Origin of the sequence: Pseudomonas sp. LF-5, from assembly GCF_037626295.1 — a bacterium.
Taxonomy (GTDB): Bacteria; Pseudomonadota; Gammaproteobacteria; order Pseudomonadales; family Pseudomonadaceae; genus Aquipseudomonas; species Aquipseudomonas monsensis.
Genome location: NZ_JARKMT010000008.1, coordinates 182,246 through 206,540, shown reverse-complemented (window position 1 = coordinate 206,540; position 24,295 = coordinate 182,246). Strand labels below are relative to the sequence as shown.

General features: G+C 60.3%; 19 protein-coding genes. 17 read left to right on the top strand and 2 right to left on the bottom strand.

Features of this window, described 5'->3' with window-relative positions:
• The first annotated feature begins 247 nt into the window (after positions 1 to 247).
• From dksA to PseuLF5_RS21460, 16 genes are all read left to right on the top strand, one after another.
• The gene (dksA, locus tag PseuLF5_RS21535; protein ID WP_003228250.1) at positions 248 to 691 is read left to right on the top strand and encodes an RNA polymerase-binding protein DksA; all 444 of its coding nucleotides are present in this window, start codon (positions 248 to 250) and stop codon (positions 689 to 691) included.
• Between the two features lie 110 nt (positions 692 to 801).
• Entirely contained in the window at positions 802 to 1,698 is an 897-nt protein-coding gene (gluQRS, locus tag PseuLF5_RS21530; RefSeq protein ID WP_340134729.1) for a tRNA glutamyl-Q(34) synthetase GluQRS, read from the top strand.
• A gap of 77 nt (positions 1,699 to 1,775) precedes the next feature.
• Positions 1,776 to 1,952 carry a hypothetical protein gene (locus PseuLF5_RS21525; RefSeq protein WP_003176118.1) on the top strand — a complete coding sequence of 59 codons (177 nt, stop codon included), beginning with the start codon at positions 1,776 to 1,778 and terminating at the stop codon, positions 1,950 to 1,952.
• Complete coding sequence (locus PseuLF5_RS21520) at positions 1,936 to 4,890, top strand: sensor histidine kinase (RefSeq protein ID WP_177490416.1); 2,955 nt, start codon at positions 1,936 to 1,938, stop codon at positions 4,888 to 4,890. The genes PseuLF5_RS21525 and PseuLF5_RS21520 overlap by 17 nt, the downstream gene beginning before the upstream one ends.
• Positions 4,891 to 4,912: 22 nt before the next feature.
• Positions 4,913 to 6,349 carry a sigma-54-dependent transcriptional regulator gene (locus tag PseuLF5_RS21515; RefSeq protein WP_123464101.1) on the top strand — a complete coding sequence of 479 codons (1,437 nt, stop codon included), beginning with the start codon at positions 4,913 to 4,915 and terminating at the stop codon, positions 6,347 to 6,349.
• A 734-nt stretch (positions 6,350 to 7,083) separates the two neighbouring features.
• Positions 7,084 to 8,484: a polynucleotide adenylyltransferase PcnB gene (locus PseuLF5_RS21510; RefSeq protein ID WP_123464097.1), complete on the top strand. Its 1,401-nt coding sequence runs from the start codon at positions 7,084 to 7,086 to the stop codon at positions 8,482 to 8,484.
• A 4-nt stretch (positions 8,485 to 8,488) separates the two neighbouring features.
• A complete protein-coding gene (gene folK / locus PseuLF5_RS21505) occupies positions 8,489 to 8,974 on the top strand; it encodes a 2-amino-4-hydroxy-6-hydroxymethyldihydropteridine diphosphokinase (RefSeq protein WP_267804889.1) in 486 nt (161 codons plus the stop codon).
• A 311-nt stretch (positions 8,975 to 9,285) separates the two neighbouring features.
• Positions 9,286 to 10,086: a 3-methyl-2-oxobutanoate hydroxymethyltransferase gene (gene panB, locus PseuLF5_RS21500; protein WP_222834287.1), complete on the top strand. Its 801-nt coding sequence runs from the start codon at positions 9,286 to 9,288 to the stop codon at positions 10,084 to 10,086.
• On the top strand, positions 10,083 to 10,943 hold the full coding sequence (gene panC, locus PseuLF5_RS21495) for a pantoate--beta-alanine ligase (RefSeq protein WP_340134728.1): 861 nt from the start codon (positions 10,083 to 10,085) through the stop codon (positions 10,941 to 10,943). The genes panB and panC overlap by 4 nt, the downstream gene beginning before the upstream one ends.
• 210 nt (positions 10,944 to 11,153) lie before the next feature.
• On the top strand, positions 11,154 to 11,534 hold the full coding sequence (gene panD, locus PseuLF5_RS21490; RefSeq protein ID WP_340134727.1) for an aspartate 1-decarboxylase: 381 nt from the start codon (positions 11,154 to 11,156) through the stop codon (positions 11,532 to 11,534).
• Between the two features lie 224 nt (positions 11,535 to 11,758).
• Positions 11,759 to 13,423 carry a glucose-6-phosphate isomerase gene (gene pgi / locus PseuLF5_RS21485; protein WP_123464087.1) on the top strand — a complete coding sequence of 555 codons (1,665 nt, stop codon included), beginning with the start codon at positions 11,759 to 11,761 and terminating at the stop codon, positions 13,421 to 13,423.
• Between the two features lie 221 nt (positions 13,424 to 13,644).
• Positions 13,645 to 15,582, top strand: coding sequence for an acetate--CoA ligase (gene acs, locus PseuLF5_RS21480; protein WP_340134726.1), 1,938 nt, complete (start codon positions 13,645 to 13,647; stop codon positions 15,580 to 15,582).
• Positions 15,583 to 15,633: 51 nt separating this feature from the next.
• The gene (locus PseuLF5_RS21475; RefSeq protein WP_186747907.1) at positions 15,634 to 16,506 is read left to right on the top strand and encodes an oxygenase MpaB family protein; all 873 of its coding nucleotides are present in this window, start codon (positions 15,634 to 15,636) and stop codon (positions 16,504 to 16,506) included.
• A 152-nt stretch (positions 16,507 to 16,658) separates the two neighbouring features.
• Positions 16,659 to 17,675, top strand: a complete 1,017-nt coding sequence (locus tag PseuLF5_RS21470) for a class I SAM-dependent rRNA methyltransferase (RefSeq protein ID WP_340134725.1) — start codon at positions 16,659 to 16,661, stop codon at positions 17,673 to 17,675.
• Between the two features lie 154 nt (positions 17,676 to 17,829).
• On the top strand, positions 17,830 to 20,778 hold the full coding sequence (locus PseuLF5_RS21465) for a DUF748 domain-containing protein (protein ID WP_336348230.1): 2,949 nt from the start codon (positions 17,830 to 17,832) through the stop codon (positions 20,776 to 20,778).
• Positions 20,778 to 21,074 (top strand): DUF2845 domain-containing protein, encoded by a 297-nt coding sequence (locus PseuLF5_RS21460; RefSeq protein WP_336348240.1) that lies wholly within the window; start codon positions 20,778 to 20,780, stop codon positions 21,072 to 21,074. Before PseuLF5_RS21465 ends, PseuLF5_RS21460 begins: the two co-directional genes overlap by 1 nt.
• Before the next feature lie 208 nt (positions 21,075 to 21,282).
• Here PseuLF5_RS21460 and PseuLF5_RS21455 read toward each other — a convergent pair whose 3' ends face one another.
• Together PseuLF5_RS21455 and PseuLF5_RS21450 are read right to left on the bottom strand one after the other, a co-directional pair.
• The gene (locus PseuLF5_RS21455; protein ID WP_047600285.1) at positions 21,283 to 21,639 is read right to left on the bottom strand and encodes a BON domain-containing protein; all 357 of its coding nucleotides are present in this window, start codon (positions 21,637 to 21,639) and stop codon (positions 21,283 to 21,285) included.
• 295 nt (positions 21,640 to 21,934) lie between these two features.
• Positions 21,935 to 22,366, bottom strand: coding sequence for a pilin (locus tag PseuLF5_RS21450; protein WP_123464076.1), 432 nt, complete (start codon positions 22,364 to 22,366; stop codon positions 21,935 to 21,937).
• Positions 22,367 to 22,592: 226 nt separating this feature from the next.
• Here PseuLF5_RS21450 and pilB point away from each other — a divergent pair, with 226 nt between their 5' ends.
• Entirely contained in the window at positions 22,593 to 24,293 is a 1,701-nt protein-coding gene (pilB, locus tag PseuLF5_RS21445; protein ID WP_267804881.1) for a type IV-A pilus assembly ATPase PilB, read from the top strand.
• The last annotated feature ends 2 nt before the right edge of the window (positions 24,294 to 24,295 follow it).

The following is a 24,295-nucleotide window of genomic DNA, read 5'->3' as shown; positions in this document are numbered from 1 at the left end:
CTGGACTGTAACGATATGCGCGTACGCTCCAGGATTGACTAAAATCAGTGATTGAACAGGTCTTCACCACCACCAGACACGGCTTGCCAAACATTTGCAAGCGCCACCCGCCGGGGCCTCGACATCCGGGAGTAGCGCAGGCCGAATTGATCTGGTAAGTTCGCCCGCTTGCAGCCGCAGGGCCGGCAGGTGTCGGTGATGGAGCAATCCTGCGCAATGGATTACAAGAGTAGAGGCGGTCCATTTCATGCCCACCCAAGCAAAGCAACAGCAGCAAGCGACGATCAGCGGCTTCGAACCTTATGTTCCGAAGGCAGGCGAAGAGTACATGGGCGCCCCGATGCGCGCGCACTTCACCAAGATCCTGAATAAGTGGAAACAGGACTTGATGCAGGAAGTCGACCGTACTGTTGATCACATGAAAGACGAAGCGGCCAACTTCCCTGACCCGGCCGACCGTGCCAGCCAGGAAGAAGAATTCGCCCTCGAGCTGCGCGCCCGCGACCGCGAGCGCAAGTTGATCAAGAAGATCGACAAGACGCTTGAACTGATCCAGGACGAAGAATACGGCTGGTGCGAGTCCTGCGGCATCGAGATCGGCGTCAAGCGCCTCGAAGCCCGTCCTACTGCGGATCTGTGCATCGACTGCAAGACCCTGGCGGAAATCAAGGAAAAGCAGGTCGGCAAATAATCCCGACCTGAATGAAAAACGGAGCGTGCAAACGCTCCGTTTTTGTTTCTGCCTTTTCTTTTGCTTTTGTAGGTTGTCCTGCGTATAGCCTGATAAGTAGTTTCGTTTCCATGACTGCCAAAAACGCCCCCGCCTACATCGGCCGCTTCGCCCCCACCCCCAGTGGCCACCTGCACTTCGGCTCGCTGGTAGCCGCGCTCGCGTCTTATCTCGATGCACGCTCGGTCGATGGTCGCTGGCTGGTGCGCATGGAAGATCTCGACCCGCCCCGGGAAGAACCCGGTGCGCAGGCGGCGATCCTCAAAGCGCTGGAAAGTTATGGCTTTGAATGGGACGGCGACATGGTGCGCCAGAGCGATCGCCACGAGGCCTACGCGGAGGTCCTCAACAGCCTGTTCAATCACGGCCTCGCTTACGCCTGCACCTGCTCGCGCAAACAGCTCGAAGCGTACAACGGCATTTATCCGGGCCTGTGCCGCAATGCCGGTCACGATCAGCAAGACGCGGCGATCCGCCTGCGCGTGCCGGAACTGGAATACCACTTCATTGACCGCGTGCAAGGCGAATACCGACAGCATCTGGGCCGCGACGTCGGCGATTTCGTGATCCGCCGCCGTGACGGCCTCTACGCTTATCAACTGGCCGTGGTGCTGGATGATGCGTGGCAAGGCATCACCGACATCGTCCGGGGCGCCGACCTGCTCGACTCGACGCCGCGTCAGCTGTACCTGCAAGAACTGCTTGGCCTGCGCCAGCCGCGTTACCTGCACTTGCCCCTGATCACCCAACCGGACGGCAACAAGCTCGGTAAGTCCTACCGCTCGCCGCCGCTTGAGGCCGATCAAGCCACGCCGTTACTGTTGCGCGCCCTGCGCGCACTCGGGCAAACCCCCGGCACCGAACTGGCCTATGCCACGCCACGGGAATTGCTCGACTGGGGCCGCGTCCACTGGGATGCCACGAAGATCCCGCGCACACTGACGTTGCCCGAAGCGCAACTGTCATGACGACACTTGCAGTCGCGTCGTCATCCGTTACCATCGCCGCACGTTTTCGGGCACGCGCATAAAAAAGAGAGGCCGGGATGTACATCTATCGCTTGGTCCTGCTTTTGGTCGTCGGGATCTATCTGTTTTCTCCCGCCATCATGGATTGGTGGATCGACGCTACGGGCGCCTGGTATCGCCCTTATCTGCTCTGGCTGATCCTGATTGTCGTGACCTTCATCCTGCAGAGCCAAAAAGATGCCGATGAGCTTTAGCCTGACCCAGATGATCCTGATCAGCGCCGCGTACCTGGCGGTGCTGTTCGGCGTGGCCTGGATCAGTGAACGGGGCATGATCCCGCGGGCGATCATTCGCCACCCGCTGACGTACACCCTGTCGCTGGGGGTCTACGCCAGTGCGTGGGCGTTTTATGGCACGGTCGGTCTGGCCTATCAGTACGGCTACGGTTTTCTCTCCAGCTATCTCGGGGTGTCCGGCGCGTTTTTGCTGGCGCCGGTGCTGCTTTATCCGATCCTGAAAATCACCCGCACCTATCAACTGTCGTCGCTGGCGGATCTGTTTGCCTTTCGCTTTCGCAGCACCTGGGCCGGCGCGCTGACCACGATCTTCATGCTGATCGGCGTGCTGCCGCTGCTGGCGCTGCAGATTCAGGCGGTGGCCGACTCCATTGGCATCCTGACCGGCGAACCGGTCCAGAGCCGCGTGGCGCTGGCGTTTTGCGCGCTGATCATTCTGTTCACGATTTTCTTCGGCTCGCGGCATATCGCGACCCGCGAAAAACACGAAGGTCTGGTGTTCGCGATCGCCTTCGAATCGGTGATTAAACTGGTGGCCCTCGGTGGCGTCGGCCTCTATGCGCTGTACGGCGTATTCGACGGCCCGCAACAGCTGGAACTGTGGCTGCTGCAGAACCAGACCGCCCTCGCCGCCCTGCACACGCCGTTGCAGGAAGGCCCGTGGCGGACGCTGCTGCTGGTGTTCTTCGCCTCGGCGATTGTGATGCCGCACATGTATCACATGACCTTTACCGAAAACCTCAACCCGCGCTCGCTGGTCAGCGCCAGTTGGGGCCTGCCACTGTTCCTGCTGCTGATGAGCCTGGCGGTGCCGCTGATTCTGTGGGCCGGGCTCAAGCTCGGCGCCACCACCAATCCGGAATACTTCACCCTCGGCGTCGGCATCGCCGCCAACAGCAAACCGCTGGCGCTACTCGCCTATGTCGGCGGGCTGTCGGCGGCCAGCGGCCTGATCATTGTCACGACGCTGGCGCTATCGGGCATGGCGCTGAACCACTTGGTGCTGCCGCTCTACCAGCCACCGGCCGAAGGCAATATCTACCGCTGGCTGAAATGGACACGCCGCGCGCTGATCGTCGCAATCATCATGGCCGGGTTCGGCTTTTACCTGATGCTCGGCGCCGAACAGGATCTGGCCAACCTCGGCATCGTCGCGTTTGTCGCGACCCTGCAATTCCTGCCTGGGGTGTTGTCGGTGCTGTACTGGCCGACCGCCAATCGTCGCGGCTTTATTGCCGGTCTGCTGGCGGGGATTCTGGTCTGGGTCGTGACCATGCTGCTGCCGCTGGTCGGCAATCTGCAGGGTTTCTACATCCCGCTGCTGAACATGATTTACGTGCTCGACGATACCAGTTGGCACATGGCGGCCATCGCGTCGCTGGCGGCCAACGTGCTGATGTTCACCCTGATCTCGCTGTTCACCAACGCCAGCCCCGAAGAAGCCAGCGCCGCCGAAGCCTGTGCGGTGGATAACGTCCGCCGTCCACAACGTCGCGAGCTGCACGCCGCCTCGCCGCAGGAGTTCGCCACGCAACTGGCCAAACCGCTGGGCGCCAAGGCTGCGCAGAAAGAAGTCGAACAGGCGCTGCGCGATCTTTATCTGCCCTTCGACGAGCGCCGTCCGTATGCCCTGCGCCGTTTGCGCGACCGTATCGAAGCCAACCTCTCCGGCCTGATGGGGCCGAGCGTCGCGCAGGACATGGTGGAAACCTTCCTGCCGTACAAGGCCGGCGGCGAAAACTATGTGACCGAAGACATCCACTTCATCGAAAGCCGCCTCGAGGATTACCACTCGCGCCTCACCGGCCTGGCCGCCGAACTCGACGCCCTGCGCCGTTACCACCGCCAGACCTTGCAGGAATTGCCGATGGGCGTCTGCTCGCTGGCCAAGGACCAAGAGATCCTGATGTGGAACAAGGCCATGGAAGAGCTGACGGGCATCGCCGCACAGCGCGTGGTCGGCTCGCGCCTGAGTACCATCGGCGAGCCGTGGAAAGGCCTGCTGCAAGGCTTCATCGACCTGCCGGACGAGCATTTGCACAAACAGCACCTGGCGCTTGATGGCCAGACCCGCTGGCTGAACCTGCACAAAGCAGCGATCGACGAACCATTGGCACCGGGTAACAGCGGCCTGGTGTTACTGGTTGAAGATTTGACCGAAACCCAAATGCTCGAAGACAAACTGGTGCACTCCGAACGCCTGGCGAGCATCGGTCGACTCGCGGCGGGTGTGGCTCATGAAATCGGCAATCCGATCACCGGCATCGCCTGTCTGGCGCAGAACCTGCGCGAAGAACGCGAAGAGGATGGCGAGCTGACCGAGATCAGCGGACAGATTCTCGAACAGACCAAACGCGTCTCGCGCATCGTGCAGTCGTTGATGAGCTTTGCCCATGCCGGCAGCCATCAGCACAGTGACGAGCCCGTCTGTCTGGCCGAAGTCGCGCAGGATGCAATCGGCCTGCTGGCCCTGAACCGGCGCAATTTCGAAGTGCAGTTCTACAACCTGTGCGATCCGGACCACTGGGTCGAAGGCGATCCGCAGCGGCTTGCCCAGGTCTTGATCAATCTGCTCTCGAACGCCCGTGACGCCTCGCCTGCGGGCAGTGCCGTGCGGGTCAAGAGCGAAGCCGGCGAACACACGGTCGATCTGATCGTCGAGGACGAAGGCAGTGGTATTCCGAAGAACATCATGGACCGACTGTTCGAACCTTTCTTCACCACCAAGGATCCGGGTGAAGGTACCGGTCTGGGCCTTGCACTGGTCTATTCCATCGTTGAAGAGCATTATGGACAAATCACCATCGACAGCCCGGCTGATGTACAAAGCCAACGCGGCACCCGTATCCGGGTGACCTTACCGCGTCATGTCGAAGCGACGTCCGCTGTGAACTGAGACCGTCGAGAGTATCGAATCAATGCCGCACATTTTGATCGTCGAAGACGAAACAATTATCCGCTCCGCCTTGCGCCGCCTGCTGGAACGTAATCAGTACCAGGTCAGCGAGGCCGGTTCAGTGCAGGAAGCACAAGAACGCTTCACCATTCCTACGTTCGATCTGATCGTCAGCGATCTGCGCCTGCCCGGCGCGCCGGGCACCGAGCTGATCAAGCTCGGCGAAGGCACCCCGGTGCTGATCATGACCAGTTACGCCAGCCTGCGTTCGGCGGTCGACTCGATGAAGATGGGCGCGGTGGACTACATCGCCAAGCCTTTCGACCACGATGAAATGCTCCAGGCAGTCGCGCGGATCCTGCGCGATCGCCAGTCGGCCCCGGCTGCCGGTGCAGTGGTTGCCAACAAATCGACCAATGGCAGCGGCAAATCTGCCGTCGACAACAGCAACGGCGAAATCGGCATCATCGGTTCCTGCCCACCGATGCAGGATCTGTACAGCAAGATCCGCAAAGTCGCACCGACCGATTCCAATGTGTTGATCCAGGGCGAATCCGGCACCGGTAAGGAACTGGTGGCCCGCGCCCTGCACAACCTGTCGAAACGCGCCAAGGCGCCGATGATCTCGGTGAACTGCGCCGCCATTCCGGAAAGCCTGATCGAGTCGGAGCTGTTCGGCCACGAGAAAGGCGCGTTCACCGGCGCCAGCGCCGGGCGCGCCGGGCTGGTCGAAGCGGCGGACGGCGGCACGCTGTTCCTCGATGAAATTGGTGAACTGCCACTGGAAGCCCAGGCCCGTCTGCTGCGCGTGTTGCAGGAAGGCGAGATACGCCGGGTCGGTTCGGTGCAATCGCAAAAGGTCGATGTACGCCTGATCGCGGCAACCCACCGGGACCTCAAGAGCCTGGCAAAAATCGGTCAGTTCCGTGAAGACCTTTATTACCGTCTCCACGTAATCGCCCTGAAACTGCCGGCCCTGCGCGAACGTGGCGCCGACGTCAACGAAATCGCCAATGCGTTCCTCGCTCGCCAAAGTGCACGCATCAACCGCACCGACCTGAAATTTGCCGCCGATGCCGAACAGGCCATCCGGCATTATTCGTGGCCGGGTAACGTGCGTGAGCTGGAAAACGCTGTCGAGCGCGCAGTGATTCTCAGCGAAAGCCCGGAAATCTCTGCCGACCTGCTGGGCATCGACATCGAATTGAGTGATCTGGAGGACGACGAGTTCATCGGGTTGCCGCCGCAGACGGCGGGTAACGCCAGCAACAGCAGCCATGAGCCGACCGAAGACCTGTCACTGGAAGACTATTTCCAGCACTTCGTCCTCGAGCACCAGGACCACATGACCGAGACCGAGCTGGCGCGCAAACTGGGCGTCAGCCGCAAGTGTCTGTGGGAACGCCGTCAGCGCCTGGGCATCCCACGGCGCAAGACCGGGGTCGCCAGCGAGAGCTGAACGTTACCTGTCGAGTGTGCGGGTAACGCTTGAGGATGTGAAAAAACTGTTACCTCAGTCCTTTCACGTAACAGAAGCCGGGGTTATCGGTAACGAAACCCCGGCTTTTTTTCGCCCCGAGAAAACGGTTATATCGACCTAACCCCTTGTTTTATTGGGCCTCGCAAAAGTTGGCACGGCCCCTGCTATATGTTTGGTACAAGAACAATAACAAGCAATGCACAAGACAATAAAAATAAGACGAATCGACTCACGCACAATAAAAACAAGACGGCGAGAGGCGCAGCTAACTGATTCTTTTGGAGAGGCGTTGTATTTGGGGCTTGCCCCACGACCAGGCCGAGAACAACAAAAACTGTCCTAAGACAGAGCCTGTACTGGTTGGATCGAGAGATCACTGCAATTCAGCGACCAAAGCAATCCGTTTGCTCTTGGCTCCCGATTGGGAGGGTCACGAAGGAAAATCTTCGTGACGAGGGCACTCAACAAAAACAAAAAGCCCGAATCAATAATAAAAAGAGCACGCAACTACTTCTTGGGGAGCTCCGGCTCCCCTTGTAGTTTCTCCCTTCCGGCAAAATCCTCCCAGTTTCCCTTGCTCGACCCTTGCAGCTTGCGGCTTACAGCTCAAATCTGCTGTCTCCTACACCATCCCCTGACTAAATGCTAGAATCTGCGCCCATCATGCGGTCATTCTTTGGTATGGCCGAACATTCCTTCAAACAGTGCATCCCATGCTGAAGAAGCTGTTCCAGTCATTCCGAACTCCCGTGCGTCGTACGCAACACATCCGTAGCACCCCTGAAGTGCTCAACAGCGGCCAACATTCGCTGCAGAAAACGCAATTCAGCCGCTATGCGGTGAATATCGTCGAACGCCTGCAAGGGGCTGGTTACCAGGCCTATCTGGTCGGCGGTTGCGTGCGTGACATGCTGCTGGGCATCACGCCCAAGGATTTCGACGTCGCCACCAGCGCCACTCCCGAGCAAGTGCGTGCCGAATTCCGCAATGCGCGGATCATTGGCCGTCGCTTCAAACTGGTGCATATCCATTTCGGTCGCGAAATCATTGAAGTCGCAACCTTCCGCGCCAATCACCCGGTCAACGAAGACGACGAAGACAGCAACCAGTCTTCGCGCAACGAGAGCGGGCGAATTCTGCGCGACAACGTCTACGGCACCCTGGAAGAAGACGCGCAACGCCGTGACTTCACCATCAACGCCCTGTATTACGATCCGGTCAGCGAGCGCATCCTCGACTACGCCAACGGCGTACACGATATCCGCAATCACCTGATCCGCCTGATCGGCGATCCCAAGCAGCGTTACCAGGAAGACCCGGTGCGCATGCTGCGGGCCGTACGTTTCGCCGCCAAGCTCAACTTCGGTATCGAGAAGCACACCGTGCAGCCGATCCGCGAACTGGCACCGATGCTGCGCGAGATTCCGTCGGCACGTCTGTTCGAGGAAGTGCTCAAGCTGTTCCTCTCCGGCCACGGCGCGATCACCTTCGAAATGCTGGTCGATCTGCAACTGTTCGCCCCGCTGTTCCCGGCCAGTGCCGATGCGCTGGAATACAACCCGGAATACACCCACACGCTGATCAGCGAAGCGCTGACCAACACCGACCTGCGCATCAAGCAGAACAAACCGGTGACCCCGGCGTTCCTGTTCGCCGCATTGTTGTGGCCGGCCCTGCCAGCCCGTGTATTGCGCCTGCAAGAGCGTGGCATGCCGCCGATTCCGGCGATGCAGGAAGCCGCTCACGAGCTGATCGCCGAACAGTGCCAGCGCATTGCGATTCCAAAACGCTTCACCATGCCGATCCGCGAGATCTGGGACATGCAGGAGCGTCTGCCCCGTCGCAGCGGCAAGCGCGCCGACCTGTTGCTGGACAACCCGCGTTTCCGCGCCGGTTACGACTTCCTCCTGCTACGTGAAAGCGCTGGCGAGGAAACTGACGGTCTGGGCGAATGGTGGACTGACTATCAGGATGCCAACGACAGCGAACGTCGCGACATGATCCGCGACCTCAGCGGCAAGGGCGATGACGCCAGCGGTGCTCCGCGCAAGCGTCGCCGCAGCAGCGGCTCCAAGCGCAAACGTGCCGGCGCCTCGAGTGCTACAGGCGAGTAAAGGCATGGAACGCATCTACATTGGCATGGGCAGCAACCTCGCTGACCCGGCCGAACAATTGCGCAGCGCCGTCGAGGCGCTGGGGCAATTGCCGCAGACCACGCTTGCCGGCGTTTCCGCCTTCTATCAGAGTGACTCGCTGCTGCCGGGCCAACCGCGTTATACCAACGCGGTCGCGGCACTCGACAGCACGCTTGCGCCGATTGAACTGCTTGATGCGTTGCAAGCGATCGAGAACGATCAGGGCCGCGAACGCCTGGAACGCTGGGGACCGCGCACACTGGATCTGGACATCCTGTTATTCGGCGATCGACTGATCGACGAGCCGCGGCTCAAAGTCCCGCATTACCAGATTCAGGAACGCGCGTTCGTGCTCTATCCCCTCGCCGAACTGGCCCCTGAGAAGCTGCGCCTGGCCGATGGCCGCACCCTCCCCGACCTGCTGGCAGCGTGCCCGTTCGTCGGCCTGGAACGCCTTTCCCACGCCTGACGCAAATCCTTTGTAGGCCTTCGTCCTATCCAGATTTATTGTCGGACAAAAAACCCGCGAATCAGCCCCGCCGCGCCGCTGAATCGCATCAGTAACGCCGGTAACACTCCCCTCGTAACAATGCGGTAACACACACAATTGACTTCCGGTTGGCTCATCACGACTATAGGCGTCCCGCTGCCGCCAACCCGGCACATACGGGCGCAAGCCAGGCCTTATAAGCACGACAAAAGACCGTGCGCCTGAGTAGATGACGAATCACGCGCGTTACTCGCAGTAGTTTCCAGAGCGCCTGAACGAGGATTTTTTACATGCCAGCCATCACCCTGACCACGCTCCAGAGCCTCAAGCAGAAAGGTGAAAAGATCACCATGCTGACCTGCTATGACGCGACCTTCGCCCACGCCTGCAACGAGGCCGGTGTCGAAGTGCTGCTGGTGGGCGACTCCCTCGGCATGGTTCTGCAGGGTCACGACAGCACTTTGCCCGTGACCACCGCAGAAATGGCCTATCACACCGCCTGCGTCAAACGCGGCAACACCGACGCGCTGATCCTGGCCGACCTGCCTTTCATGGCCAACGCCACCGTCGAACAGACCCTGACCAACAGTGCCATGCTGATGCAGGCCGGCGCGCACATGGTCAAGGTCGAAGGTCAGTTGTGGCTCGCCGAGTCGATCCGCCTGCTGGCCGAACGCGGTGTGCCGGTTTGCGCGCACATGGGCCTGACCCCGCAAGCGGTCAACATTCTCGGCGGCTATAAAGTGCAGGGCCGCAACGAGAACCAGGCGCGGCAGATGCGTGCCGACGCGATCTCGCTGGAACAGGCAGGTGCAGCGATGTTGCTGCTCGAATGCGTGCCAAGCGAATTGGCCGCCGAAATCAGCCAGGCGGTGAAAATCCCGGTCATCGGCATCGGTGCCGGTAACGCCACCGATGGCCAGGTTCTGGTGCTGCACGACATGCTCGGCCTGTCGATCACTGGCCGCGTACCGAAGTTCGTGAAGAACTTCATGCACGGTCAGGACAGTATCCAGTCAGCCCTGAAGGCTTACGTTAACGAAGTCAAAGCTGTCACGTTCCCAGGCATCGAACACGGATTCTCTGCATGAACACCGTAAAAACCGTACGCGAACTGCGCGCTGCCGTGGCCCGCGCCCGCAGTGAAGGCAAGCGCATCGGCTTCGTGCCGACCATGGGCAACCTGCACAGCGGCCACGTCGCACTGATCACCAAAGCCACCCAACGCGTGGATTTCGTGGTCGCGAGCATCTTCGTCAATCCGCTGCAGTTCGGCGCCGGCGAAGACCTCGACAAATACCCGCGCACCCTCGCGGCGGATCAGGAAAAACTGCTCGAAGCCGGTTGCGACCTGCTGTTCGCCCCCACCGTTGAAGAGATGTACCCCGACGGCATGGCCGGGCAGACCCGGGTCAGCGTTCCGCAATTGTCCGAAGGCCTGTGCGGCGCCAGCCGTCCGGGGCACTTCGAAGGTGTGGCAACGGTGGTCAGCAAGCTGTTCAACATGGTCCAGCCGGATCTGGCGATTTTCGGCCAGAAGGATTACCAGCAACTGGCGGTGATCCGCGCCTTGGTGCATGACCTGAATATGCCGATCCAGATCATCGGCGAGCCGACCGTTCGCGCCGCTGACGGCCTGGCGCTGTCGTCGCGTAACGGTTTCCTCAGCGAAGAACAGCGCGCCGTGGCACCGGCGGTCTATCGCGCCCTGAGCACGATGGCCGAGTCGATCAAACAGGGGGAGCGAGATTTCCCGGCGCTGATCGGCGCGCAGTTGAAACAGCTGGAAGCGGCTGGCCTGCGCCCGGACTACCTGGAAATCCGCCACGCCCTCAGTTTGCGTCCGGCCACGGCCGAAGACCGCGATCTGGTGATTCTGGTAGCAGCGTTCCTCGGCACCACACGGTTGATCGACAACCTGCACCTGAACCTCGATATCCCGGCCTGAAAAGCACCGCAATACCCCCTGTAGGAGTGAGCCTGCTCGCGATGAGGACCTGACATTCAGCATCATTGTTGAATGTCAGTCCGTTATCGCCAGCAAGCTCACTCCTGCAGTGTTTTCAGCGTCCTGAAAATTGCATTTCAAGCCATATTGCCGCCCCCAAAGCCTTCGGGCACACTGCCCGCCGTTCGATTCCAACCCGGGAAATCCCTCATGCACGCCATCATGCTCAAGGCCAAGCTGCACCGCGCCGAAGTCACTCACGCGGTGCTCGATTACGAAGGCTCATGCGCCATTGATGGCGAATGGCTGGACTTGTCCGGCATCCGGGAATACGAGCAGATCCAGATTTACAACATCGACAACGGCGAGCGTTTCACCACCTACGCCATCCGTGGCGAAGAGGGTTCACGGATGATCTCGGTCAACGGCGCTGCCGCGCACAAGGCCAGGGTCGGCGACCGCGTGATAATTTGCGCATACGCGCACTACAGCGAAGCGGAACTGGTGCATTTCAAGCCGCGCATGCTCTACATGGCGCCGGGCAATGAACTGAGCCACACCAGCAACGCCATTCCGGTGCAGGTCGCCTGATCGGCAGTGCACCGCTTCCGTTTGTCGGACGGTTTCTAACCCCGATGTTAAAAAAGTACCGGAAACAGGTCAGACAAAGTCAAGACAGATCGCGGCGTGAGGTTTACTGTATTCGCCCTGCGCCAATAAATCGTGTCGACGCAGTTTGACCCCGCGCCTCAACAGGGTGTGGCGGTCTGTTCAGTGTTCAAAAGGCCGTTCAAGTAAAAAGGAAAACCGCAGCGATGGCGTACTACCGCACTCCTCATGACGTTACCGCTCTGCCCGCCTGGCAAGCGTTGAAAGACCACCGCCAAGCCATGCAGGATTTCAGCATGCGCGAAGCCTTCAACGCCGATCCGCAGCGTTTCAACCAGTTCACCCTCAGCAGCTGCGGACTGTTTCTCGATTATTCGAAGAATTTGATCAACGCCGAGACCCGCAATCTGCTCGTGGGCCTGGCCAATGAAGTCGATCTGAAGGGCGCGATCAAAGCGCTGTTCGACGGCGAAATCGTCAACGCCTCCGAAGGCCGCCCCGCCCTGCACACCGCCCTGCGCCGCCCGGTGGGCGACAAGCTGTCGGTCAACGGCGTCAACGTGATGCCGGAAGTGCACAAGGTGCTGAACCAGATCACCGATCTGGTCGGCCGCATCCACGATGGCCTGTGGCGTGGTTACACCGAGAAGCCGATCACCGACGTGGTCAACATCGGCATCGGTGGTTCGTTCCTCGGCCCCGAGCTGGTCTCCGAAGCGCTGTTGTCCTACGCGCAGAAAGGCGTGCGCTGCCACTACCTGGCGAACATCGACGGCAGTGAGTTCCACGAGCTGACGCAAAAGCTGCGCGCCGAAACCACGCTGTTCATCGTCTCGTCGAAATCCTTCAACACCCTCGAGACCCTGAAGAACGCCCAGGCCGCACGCGCCTGGTATCTGGCGCAGGGTGGTTCGGAAGCCGAGCTGTATCGTCACTTCATCGCGGTATCAAGCAACAACGCCGCGGCGGTCGCGTTCGGCATCCGTGAAGAAAACATCTTCCCGATGTGGGACTGGGTCGGCGGGCGTTACTCGCTGTGGTCGGCCATCGGCTTACCGATCGCCCTGGCCATCGGCATGTCCAACTTCAAGGAACTGCTGTCCGGTGCCTACACCATGGACCAGCATTTCCAGACCGCGCCGTTCGAACAGAACATGCCGGTACTGCTGGCCCTGCTCGGCGTGTGGTACGGCAACTTCTGGGGCGCGCAGAGCCACGCGATCCTGCCGTACGACCACTACCTGCGCAACATCACCAAGCACTTGCAACAGCTGGACATGGAGTCCAACGGCAAGAGCGTGCGTCAGGACGGCACCTCGGTGTCGACCGATACCGGTCCGGTGATCTGGGGCGGCGTCGGCTGCAACGGTCAGCACGCCTACCACCAGTTGCTGCACCAGGGCACCCAACTGATTCCGGCCGACTTCATTGTGCCGATCGTCAGCTTCAACCCGGTGTCCGACCACCATCAATGGCTGTACGCCAACTGCCTGTCGCAGAGCCAGGCGCTGATGCTCGGCAAGACCCTGCCGGAAGCCGAAGCCGAACTGCGCGAAAAGGGCATGAGCGAAGAGCAGGTGCACAAGCTCGCACCGCACAAGGTGATCCCGGGCAACCGTCCGAGCAACACCCTCGTGGTCGAACGCATCAGCCCGCGTCGTCTCGGCGCGCTGGTCGCCATGTATGAGCACAAAGTGTTCGTGCAGAGCGTGGTCTGGGGCATCAACGCCTTCGACCAGTGGGGTGTGGAACTGGGCAAGGAACTGGGCAAAGGCGTTTACAACCGTCTGGTCGGCAGCGATGAAACCACCGCTGACGACGCCTCCACCCAAGGCCTGATCAATTACTTCCGCGGTCGTCACCGCGGCTGATCAAGGCCTTCGGGCCAACGCTGTTCCCTGTGGGAGCGAGCTTGCTCGCGAATGCAATCTGTCAGTCGACACCTTTGTTGGCTGGCGTGACGCCTTCGCGAGCAAGCTCGCTCCCACAGTTATTTTGGACCCCTTCAGCCATCAGATTCCTGATCCGGCTTGAACCCTTGGCCCTCTCGGCGCATCTTTATTCCTGTGCACAACAAGAATAAGGAACCGTCATGTTCGATATCAGCACGTTCCCCAAAGCCGATGCCGTCCGCCGGGCTGCGCAGTTGAGTCAGGACGACTACAAGCGTCTGTACCGCGAATCCATTGAACACCCCACGACCTTCTGGGCCGAACAGGCCACGCGCTTCCTCGACTGGAGCACGCCGTGGCAGACCGTTCAGCGCTATGACCTGAAAACCGGCGAAGCGTCCTGGTTTGCCGGCGGCCAGCTGAATGTCAGTTACAACTGCATCGACCGCCACCTCGCCCGACGCGGCGAGCAGACCGCGATTCTCTGGGAAGGCGACGACCCGGCCGAATCGGCGCAAATCACCTACAAGAAACTGCACCACCATGTCTGCCGTCTGGCCAACGTGCTGAAAAGTCGTGGCGTGAAGAAAGGCGACCGGGTGTGCATCTACATGCCAATGATCCCCGAAGCCGCCTACGCCATGCTCGCGTGCGCGCGGATCGGCGCCATCCACTCGGTGGTGTTCGGTGGATTTTCCCCCGATTCATTACGTGACCGCATTCTCGATGCCGACTGCCGCACGGTGATCACCGCCGATGAAGGCGTGCGCGGCGGCAAGTTCGTACCATTGAAACAGAACGTCGACAAAGCCCTGCAAAATTGCCCCGACGTCAGCACCGTCGTGGTGGTCGAGCGCACGCAAGGCAAAGTCGATTGGGTCGAGGGCCGCGACCTCTGGTATCACCAGGCCGTGCGTGACGTCAGCGACGACTGCGCGCCAGAGCCGATGGACGCCGAAGATCCGCTATTCATCCTCTACACCTCGGGCAGCACCGGCAAACCCAAAGGCGTGCTGCACACCACCGGCGGTTACCTGCTGCAAGCAGCGATGACCTTCAAGTACGTGCTCGACTACCGCGAGGGCGAAGTGTTCTGGTGCACCGCTGACGTCGGCTGGGTCACCGGCCACAGCTACATCGTTTACGGCCCGCTGGCCAATGGCGCGACCACGCTGATATTCGAAGGTGTACCGAGCTACCCGAACAGCTCGCGCTTCTGGCAAGTGATCGACAAGCACAAGGTCAACATCTTCTACACGGCGCCGACCGCCCTGCGCGCCCTGATGCGCGAAGGTGCCGAACCGTTGAAGGAAACGTCGCGCCAGAGTCTGCGATTACTCGGCAGCGTCGGCGAGCCCATCAACCCGGAAGCGTGGGAATGGTATTTCAACGTGGTCGGCGAACAGCGCTGCCCGATCGTCGATACCTGGTGGCAGACCGAAACCGGCGGCATCATGCTCAGCCCCCTGGTCAGCGCCCAACGGATCAAACCCGGCTGCGCCACGCAACCGATGTTCGGCGTGCAACCGGTGCTGCTCGATGAACACGGCAAGGAAATCAAGGGTGCCGGCAGCGGCGTGCTGGCGATCAAGTCCAGCTGGCCCGCACAGATCCGCAGCGTCTACGGTGATCCGCAACGCATGGTCGACACCTACTTCAAACCCTACCCCGGTTACTACTTCACCGGTGACGGCGCGCGCCGCGACGAGGATGGCGATTACTGGATCACCGGGCGCATCGACGATGTGATCAACGTGTCCGGGCACCGCATCGGCACCGCCGAAGTCGAAAGCGCACTGGTGCTGCACAACAGCATCGCCGAGGCGGCGGTGGTCGGTTATCCCCATGACGTCAAAGGTCAGGGCATCTACGCCTTCGTCACGCCAATGAATGGTGCCGAGCCGAGCGATGAACTGAAGAAAGAACTGCTCGCCCACGTCAGTAAGGAAATCGGCAGCTTCGCCAAGCCGGATCTGATCCAGTGGGCGCCGGCCTTGCCGAAAACCCGTTCAGGCAAGATCATGCGCCGCATCCTGCGCAAGATCGCCTGCAACGAACTCGACAGCCTCGGCGACACCTCGACCCTGGCCGACCCGAGTGTGGTGCAAGGCCTGATCGACAAGCGCCTCAATCAGTAACCTGCCAGGCGCGGTCAACCGGCCGCGCCCGTCCCTGTGCACAGAGTGGTCATGGAATTCATCCGCAGCCGTATCGAACACCAACTCATGAGCCTGACCGGCCTGTCTCTCGGTCAGCTCGACCTGGAAAACCCCAAGGGTGATCCCGGCCTGTTCGGCCCCGACTCAGTCAGCTGGCAGGTGCATGGCGACTTCAGCAGCATGCTGATTGGCGGCATCAGCGCGCTGTTGCTGCAAGCCTTGCATCCCCTGGCGCTGGCCGGCGTCTGGGATCACTCGAACTTTCGCCAGGACATGCTCGGGCGTTTGCGCCGAACCAGTCAGTTCGTGTCCGGCACCACGTTCGGCTCGCGTCGGGACGCCGACTGGCTGATCGAAAAAGTGCGCACCATCCACCTGCAGGTGGTCGGCACCGCGCCGGACGGCCGGCCCTACGCGGCGAGCGATCCGGACTTGCTGACGTGGGTGCACGTGGCGGAAGTCAGCAACTTCCTCGCCGCGCATTTGCGTTACCGCAACCCGCAACTGTCGTGGGCCGATCAGGATCGTTATTACGCGGAAATCGCTGTGGTCGCCGAACGCCTTGGCGCCCGCGACGTACCGAAGTCCCGACAGGCTGTGGCCGATTACCTGCAAGGCATGCGCCCACAATTACTGTGCGACGAGCGCAGTCGTGAAGTGCTGCGCCTGCTGCTCGCGGCACCGGCCCCCAGCCTGTTGGCGCGGCCCTTTGGCGATCTGATGATGAAGGCCGGCATCGACCTGCTGCCGGACTGGGCCAGCGACATGCTCGACGTCCGCCAGAGTTCGGTGCAACGGCAACTGATTCGCGCCAGCGTCAGACGCAGCGCACCGATGCTGCGCTGGGCGATGCGCAATGGTTCAGTACAACGGGCACAGCGGCGCATGGGAATTCTGACCTGATGCCCGGAGCTGCAAGCTGCAAGCTGCAAGCTGCAAGCTGCAAGCTGCAAGCTGCAAGCTGCAAGATTTGAGCTTAAGGCTTGAAGCTTGGAGCTTGAAGCCCAGTAACTGCTAAACTCCCGCGCCCCAATTCCCTCCAGCAAGGCGCCCGCATGTCTTCCTTGAATCAGGCGCTGCGCGCCGCCCTCGACCAACGTCAAGACTTGCTCACTGAGCTGCATGGCCAGGGCACCGATTGCTATCGGCTGTTCCACGGCAGCCAGGAGGGCGCCGGCGGCTTGACCATCGACCGCTACGGCCCGCAACTGCTGGTGCAGAGCTTTCACCAGACGCTGGAACGTGACGACCTGCTGCAACTGCACGCTCTGGTCAACCAGGCCCTGGGCCTGGAAACCCTGCTGGTCTACAACGACCGCTCCCGGGGCAATTCGCGGATTGATCGCGAAGACCCGGTCTATCGTGCCGACGACGCCGCGCTGGCCGATCTGGTCGGTCACGAATGGGGCCTGAACTACCGTGTCCGCGGGCGGCATGCCGGGCAGGACCCGCTGCTGTTCCTCGACCTGCGCAACACCCGCGGCTGGGTCAAGGATCACGCCAGGGGCAAAAGCGTGCTCAACCTGTTCGCCTACACCTGCGGCGTTGGCCTGAGTGCCGCCGCCGGTGGCGCGCGTGAGGTGTGCAATCTGGATTTCGCCGAAGGCAATCTGGCGGTCGGCCGCGAAAACGGTCTGCTCAATCCGCAGTTGCCGCAGATGGAGTTCATCCAGTCCGACTACTTCCCGGCGATCCGCCAGCTCGCCGGTCTGCCGGTCAGCCAGCGACGCGGACAGAAACTGCCGAGCTACCAGCGCCTCGAACAGCGTCAGTACGATCTGGTGCTGCTCGATCCGCCGGCGTGGGCCAAGAGTGCGTTCGGCACCGTCGACCTGCTGCGCGACTATCAGAGCCTGCTCAAGCCGGCCCTGTTGACCACCGCCGACAACGGCGTGCTGATCTGCTGCAACAACCTGGCGAAAGTCAGCATGGCCGACTGGCGCGAGCAAGTGCTGCGCTGTGCCGAGAAAGCCGGACGCCCGGTACGCGAATGGAGCGTCATGCCCCCCGGCGCCGACTTCCCGTCAATGGACCAGCAACCGCCGCTGAAAACCCTGATCCTGCAGTTGTAACCCTTCCCTGCGGTTAACAACTGTCCAATGAGGGAGCAGGCTCGCTCCTTCATGGGGTTTAATCCTACAGAACAATCTGAACAATCCTGCGCCCTCGGATGTACTTCGGAACCGGAATCGCGTGCCATACTCCAAGGCACTCCGATTCAGACAGATGAAGCCGCACATGCCCAAAGGATTGATTCGCGCGATTGGCGCCTTGTTGACCGCTCTGGCCCTCTACAGCTTGCTGGGGTTTCTGATTTTGCCGGGCATCGCCCTGCGCGTGGCCAACCAGCAACTGGCCCACTACGCCACGCTGCCTGCGCATATCCAGCGCATCGAACTCAATCCGTTCAGCCTTGAAGTGACAGTGTGGGGCCTGGTCATCGGTGAGCCGGGCAAGGAACAGGTTGGTTTCGAGCGGCTCTACGCCAACCTGCAACTCGACAGCCTGTGGACCAAAGCGCTGCACCTGGCCGACATCGAACTGGACAAACCCAAGACCGAAATCCTCTTCGCCAAAGACGGTCAGCTGAACCTGCTGGGCCTGTTCAAACTCCCCGCCAGCGAACCGACCCCGGCCGACCCGAACGCCAAGCCGTTCCCGCTGCGCATCGACCGCATCCAGCTGGCCGGTGGCAATGTGCATTTCGAGGACGCCCGGCCGAGCGAGCCGATCGAGTTCCTCTACGACAAGCTCGACTTCGAACTGAAGAACCTCAGCACCCTGCCCGAAGACAATGCCGACATGACGCTCGTAGCGGTCGGCCCGGCGGGTGGGCAGATCGACTGGAAGGGCAACTTCAGCCTGATCCCGTTCACCTCCGAAGGGACACTGAAAATCACCGACGGCAAGATGAAAGCCTTCTGGCCCTACGTGCGTGACGCCGTACCGCTGGTGCTCGAAGACGGTGTGCTCAGCCTCAGCACCACGTACAAACTCAATCTGTCGAAAGAAACCGAACTGCTGCTGAACGACGTAACAGTGAGCATTGCGCCGTTCGCGATCAAGGCACCGGACGGACGCCCGCTGGCAAGACTTGAACGCCTCGATGTCAGCGAAACCTCGATCGACCTGGCCAGACAGCAAGTGGTGGTCGGCAAAATCCGCAGCAACAAACTGGAAACCTGGGCCGCGCTCGAAGCCGACGGTCAACTGGACTGGCAGAAACTGTTCGCCAGCCAACCCTCCAGGCCAGCTGCCAAAGCGGCAGCGGAACCTGCCAATACCCCGGCAGCCGCCGACTCGCCGAAAGCAACGCCGGCACCGAGCAAGCCCTGGCAAGTGCTGCTCAAAGACGTGCAATTGCGTAACTACACGGTCCACCTCGCCGACCGTTCAGCAAAGCCGGCGGTGGCCCTGGATGTCACGCCGCTGAATGTCGATCTGCAGGATTTCGACAGCCTCAACGGTTCGCCCTTCAAGCTCAAACTCGACAGCGGCCTGGGCAAACAAGGCAAGATCACGGCCGACGGCACCGTCAATCTCGCCCCGGTCACCGCGCAGCTCAATGTCAAAACCCAGGACATCGACCTGCGCGTCGCCCAGTCCTACATCAATCCATTCATTCGCCTCGAACTGCGCAGCGGCATGCTCGGCAGTGATCTGAAGGTCAACCTCAAGAGCACCGAGCCGCTGGCCCTCAGCGTGACCGGACGTGCGCAGATAGATCAGTTGCACACCCTCGACACACTGAAAACCCGCGACTTCCTCAAGTGGCAACAAGTGGTGGTCGAAGGCCTGAACTATCAACACGGCGACAACCTGTCGATCGACAAGGTCAACCTGTTCCAGCCCTATGCGCGGTTCATGATCAACGACGATCGCACGACCAACATCGACGACCTGCTGATCCCGCAGCCCGCCGACAGCGGGACGAAAGGCACCGCTGCCAAACCGGCCGGCAACGCCAAACCGCTGGGCATTCACATCGGCGGTATCGCCATCAATGACGGTTCAGCCAACTTCGCCGACTTCAGCCTGACGCCGAATTTCGCCACCGCGATTCAACAGCTCAATGGCCAGATCGGCACCATCGACAGTCGCCAGGCCAAACCGGCCAGCGTCGACATCAAAGGCAAGGTCGACCGCTATGCACCGGTCACCATCAAAGGGGCGGTCAACCCGTTCGACCCGATGGCCAGCCTCGACATCGCCACCAGCTTCAAACGGGTCGAGCTGACCACCCTGACGCCCTACTCCGGCAAGTTCGCCGGCTACCGCATCCGCAAGGGCCGGCTCAACCTAGACCTGCATTACCTGATCACCAAGGGCCAGCTCAAGGCCGAGAACAAAGTGGTGGTCGAACAGCTACAACTGGGTGAAAAAGTCGACAGTCCGGATGCCGTGAGCCTGCCGTTGAAACTGGCGATCGCCTTGCTCAAGGACGTCGATGGCAAGATTTCCATCGAACTGCCGGTGACCGGCGACCTGAACAATCCACAGTTCAGCGTGATGCCGATTGTCTGGCAGACCTTGCGCAATCTGATTGTCAAAGCCGCTGCGGCGCCGTTCAAGATGATTGGCGGGCTGATCAGCGGTGGCAGTTCCGAAGACCTCGGCACCGTGTCCTTCGCGCCGGGCTCCAGTGAACTGAGCAAGGATGCCGAAGCTGCACTGGAGAAGTTGGCCAAGGCGCTCAAGGAACGCCCGGCCCTGCGCCTGGAAATCGAAGGCACCGCTGCCAAAAGCAGCGACGGCCCGCTGCTTGCCGAGCAACGGCTGGAACGCGAATACCAGTACAACTACTACAAGATGCTCCAGCGCCGCGGCGACAAGGTGCCGGCTCAGGCGTCGCTCCTGCAAGTACCGGACGGCGAGAAAGGTCCGTTGCTCGAAGGCATCTACCGCACGCGTCTGAAAACCCAGCCGCCTGCCGAATGGAAGGATCTGGGCAAGGAAGAACGCACGGCGAAGATGCGTGCAGGCTTGATCACGTTCTGGGGCGCAAGTGATGTACTGCTGCGTCAACTGGGCCAGGACCGCGCCAGCAGTATCAAGGATTACCTCGTCGACAAAGGCCAACTGGCGGACGACCGCGTTTACTTCATCGACGCCAACCTGGGCGAAGCCGAAAGCGATGGCCGGGTCGTGACGCAAATGCACCTGGATGCCGAATGATGAACATCAAGTGGCTACCCGCTTTGCTACTGACGTTCGCTGTGGGCCATGCCTCGGCGTCCGACACTTTGCGCTGCGGCAGCCAGCTGGTCAGCCTCGGCGACCGCGCCAGCGAAGTGCTGCAGAAGTGTGGCGAGCCGATCAGCCGCGATGCCCTCGGCTACAAGCGCAGCGCCAATCGCCGCGAAGAGTTTCAGGTCGAGGAATGGACCTACGGCCCGAGCAACGGCATGTACCAGTACCTGCGCTTTGAAGGCAATCGCCTGCGGCAGATCAACAGCAAGCGCGGTAACTAAGCCGCACCGGTTGCCCTTGCAGGAGTGAGCCTGCTCACGCCTACAGCTATTTTGTGGTGCTCCTGAAATAGAACAGGCCCCGACACAAGTGCCGGGGCCCGCAATGGTCACATCCGTGTGACCGTTCGCATGAACTCTAAAGTTGCGGCAGACGTATTACTCGGCCCGTCTGTCGCGTCTTCTCCCGGTTCAGGCGAGAAGTCATGCCTTACTCGGCTTTCAGGCCGTCAGCGGAGACCGCTTTGACGCCTTTGATTTTCTTGGCGATCGCAACAGCAACGTCTTTCTGCGATTCAGTGACAGCAGTAGTCGACGACAGCGATACAACGCCTTTGTTGGTTTCTACTTTGATGTCAGTACCTGGAATGCCTTTTTCGGTGACCAGGTCAGCTTTGACTTTGGTAGTGATCCAAGTGTCAGAAGTAGCTTCTTTAGCCTGGGTGACTTCACCGGCAGCCAGAGTCATTGGAGCCTGGGTAGCCTGAGTGGATTGTGCGAATGCACCGGAAGCCATGGTCAGGGTCAGCGCGGTAGCAGCAGCGGCAGTGATAGCGAACTTCTTCATACGAGTAACTCCTGTTTTTCTGGAAAGTCTGCTGGTTGTCTTGTCAGCAGGGTTACCAAGGTAGTTGCGAACGCTGTGCCAACTTTTGCAAATGATAAAAAACCATATAAATCAATAAGTTGCCGATTCTACGATTTTCCGGATTCATGCAATTTGCATGACTCACCGATAAATCGCATGCAAGTTGCGGTTTTCTGAAAAGTTCCTAAGACGCTGAAATTATTGAAACTTTTGAGAAGTGCTGCACCAAGAAAAATGCCCCGCTTTGCGGGGCATTTGGCAGTCCATCGACAACTCAGGTACCGCTGGCAGTACAGCCTTTTGGCGAATAGTCCGGTGCAACGGTCGTACCGCAAGACCATACGCCCGCACCGGTGCCGGAGGAGCGAGTGAGTGTGATGGTTTTATCCAGCACAGGGCCTGGCGCGTTTTTGATCGTGCAGACGATTGTCCCCGCACCAGTGGACGCGGTGCCCGACGCAGTGACGGCGCAATTGGAGGTCGTAACGGTCGCGGCACCCGCAACGAGTGTCAGTGTAGGGTCAGTCCCCTGATTGATGGTGTCCTCGAAAGGCACCTTCAGCGCACTGATTTCCGCCAGCCCCGCCGTCACCTTCGACCGCGCCTGATACTTGGTGTACTGCGGCAAGGCGATGGTCGCCAGAATCCCGATGATCGCTACCACGATCAGCAACTCGATCAGAGTGAAACCTTGTTGTTTTTTCATAGACACGCTCCATGCATGAGTCGAATTCTCATGATCTGCAAGGGACGGAGCATAGGCCATGCCAATGCCTGCAAAGCCCCGTTCATTCGACGCGAAGCGCCTGCAACGCCATTTCCTACAGCCTGCAACCGCACTATCTGACACTTTTTGTCACCTGCGCCGGCCGTGTTTGGCGCTGTCACTTGACTAGGCTATAAGTCATGAACGGCAAGCGTGCGGAATCCCCATGAATGACATCGCTCTGAGCGGTCTGGCCAAGCAACTGGTGCAGGCGCAACTGTTGACGGAAACAAGCGCCCAGCAAGCCTGGCAACAGGCCCAGCGCAATCGCCTGTCGCTGGTCAGTTATCTGGTACAGAACAAACTGGTGAAAAGCTCACAGGTGGCCGAGATCGCTTCCGAGCATTTCGGCATGGCGTTCCTCGACCTCAATTGCCTCGACAAGGAAACCCAGCCCAAAGGGCTGGTCAGCGAAAAACTGGTACGCCAGCACCACGCCCTGCCGCTGTGGCGGCGTGGCAACAAACTGTTCGTGGGCATTTCCGACCCGAGCAATCATCAAGCGATCAACGATATCCAGTTCAGCACCGGGTTGAGCACCGAAGCGATTCTGGTCGAGGACGACAAGCTCACCGATGCCATCGAAAAGTTCTTCGATACCCATGCCAGTGGCCTGGAAGACATGGCCGATGTCGATCTCGACGGCCTCGATGTCGAGTCCATCGACGACAGCAAGCAGGACGCCATCGGTGGGCTCGACGCCGACGATGCGCCAGTGGTGCGCTTCGTTCACAAGATGTTGCTCGATGCGATCAAGAGCGGCTCTTCCGACCTGCACTTCGAGCCCTACGAAAAGAACTACCGGGTGCGGGTGCGCACCGACGGCATTCTGCGCGAGGTGGCCAAGCCACCGATTCAACTGGCCGGGCGCATCGCCGCACGCCTGAAAGTCATGGCCAGTCTCGACATCTCGGAGCGGCGCAAACCTCAGGACGGGCGGATCAAGATGCGCCTGTCGAAGAGCAAGTCGATTGATTTCCGGGTCAACACCCTGCCGACCCTGTGGGGCGAAAAAGTGGTGATCCGGATCCTCGATCCGTCCAGCGCGCAGATCGGCATAGATGCTCTGGGTTACGAGCCAGCGCAGAAAGACCTGTACATGGCGGCGCTCAAGCAACCACAGGGCATGATCCTGGTAACAGGCCCGACCGGGTCAGGGAAAACCGTGTCGCTGTACACCGGCCTGAATATTCTCAATACCGTCGACATCAATATTTCCACCGCCGAAGACCCGGTGGAGATCAACATGGAAGGTATCAACCAGGTCAACGTCAATCCCAGACAAGGCCTGGATTTTGCCCAGGCCCTGCGCTCGTTTCTGCGTCAGGACCCGGACGTGATCATGGTCGGTGAGATCCGCGATCTGGAAACCGCCGAGATCGCCATCAAGGCAGCGCAGACCGGTCACCTGGTGCTCTCGACCCTGCACACCAACAGCGCTGCAGAAACCCTGACGCGCCTGCACAACATGGGCATTCCCGGTTTCAACATCGCCACCTCGGTCAGCCTGATCATTGCCCAGCGCCTGGCGCGCAAATTGTGCAGTCATTGCAAGAAGCCGATCGAGATCCCCCGCGAAACCCTGATCAAGGAAGGGTTCCCACCGGAACAGATCGGCAGTTTCACGATCTATGAGCCGGTCGGTTGCGATCACTGCAACGGCGGTTACAAGGGACGCGTGGGGATTTATGAAGTGGTGAAAAACACCCCCGAGCTGCAACGGCTGATCATGGCCGAAGGCAATTCGCTGGAAATCGACACCCAGATGCGCCGCGACGGCTTCGACAACCTGCGCACGTCGGGTCTGCGCAAGGCCATGCAAGGCATCACCAGCCTTGAAGAAATCAACCGGGTCACCAAGGACTGAAC

Bases quoted from the DNA above. Each gene is read 5' to 3' on its own strand.
- folK (WP_267804889.1), top strand. From the start codon at position 8,489: ATGGAACGCATCTACATTGGCATGGGCAGCAACCTCGCTGACCCGGCC.
- PseuLF5_RS21465 (WP_336348230.1), top strand. From the start codon at position 17,830: ATGAAGCCGCACATGCCCAAAGGATTGATTCGCGCGATTGGCGCCTTG.
- PseuLF5_RS21450 (WP_123464076.1), bottom strand. From the start codon at position 22,366: ATGAAAAAACAACAAGGTTTCACTCTGATCGAGTTGCTGATCGTGGTA.
- panB (WP_222834287.1), top strand. From the start codon at position 9,286: ATGCCAGCCATCACCCTGACCACGCTCCAGAGCCTCAAGCAGAAAGGT.
- gluQRS (WP_340134729.1), top strand. From the start codon at position 802: ATGACTGCCAAAAACGCCCCCGCCTACATCGGCCGCTTCGCCCCCACC.
- dksA (WP_003228250.1), top strand. From the start codon at position 248: ATGCCCACCCAAGCAAAGCAACAGCAGCAAGCGACGATCAGCGGCTTC.
- PseuLF5_RS21455 (WP_047600285.1), bottom strand. From the start codon at position 21,639: ATGAAGAAGTTCGCTATCACTGCCGCTGCTGCTACCGCGCTGACCCTG.
- PseuLF5_RS21520 (WP_177490416.1), top strand. From the start codon at position 1,936: ATGCCGATGAGCTTTAGCCTGACCCAGATGATCCTGATCAGCGCCGCG.
- PseuLF5_RS21510 (WP_123464097.1), top strand. From the start codon at position 7,084: ATGCTGAAGAAGCTGTTCCAGTCATTCCGAACTCCCGTGCGTCGTACG.
- panD (WP_340134727.1), top strand. From the start codon at position 11,154: ATGCACGCCATCATGCTCAAGGCCAAGCTGCACCGCGCCGAAGTCACT.
- pilB (WP_267804881.1), top strand. From the start codon at position 22,593: ATGAATGACATCGCTCTGAGCGGTCTGGCCAAGCAACTGGTGCAGGCG.
- acs (WP_340134726.1), top strand. From the start codon at position 13,645: ATGTTCGATATCAGCACGTTCCCCAAAGCCGATGCCGTCCGCCGGGCT.
- PseuLF5_RS21515 (WP_123464101.1), top strand. From the start codon at position 4,913: ATGCCGCACATTTTGATCGTCGAAGACGAAACAATTATCCGCTCCGCC.
- PseuLF5_RS21470 (WP_340134725.1), top strand. From the start codon at position 16,659: ATGTCTTCCTTGAATCAGGCGCTGCGCGCCGCCCTCGACCAACGTCAA.
- PseuLF5_RS21525 (WP_003176118.1), top strand. From the start codon at position 1,776: ATGTACATCTATCGCTTGGTCCTGCTTTTGGTCGTCGGGATCTATCTG.
- pgi (WP_123464087.1), top strand. From the start codon at position 11,759: ATGGCGTACTACCGCACTCCTCATGACGTTACCGCTCTGCCCGCCTGG.
- panC (WP_340134728.1), top strand. From the start codon at position 10,083: ATGAACACCGTAAAAACCGTACGCGAACTGCGCGCTGCCGTGGCCCGC.
- PseuLF5_RS21460 (WP_336348240.1), top strand. From the start codon at position 20,778: ATGAACATCAAGTGGCTACCCGCTTTGCTACTGACGTTCGCTGTGGGC.
- PseuLF5_RS21475 (WP_186747907.1), top strand. From the start codon at position 15,634: ATGGAATTCATCCGCAGCCGTATCGAACACCAACTCATGAGCCTGACC.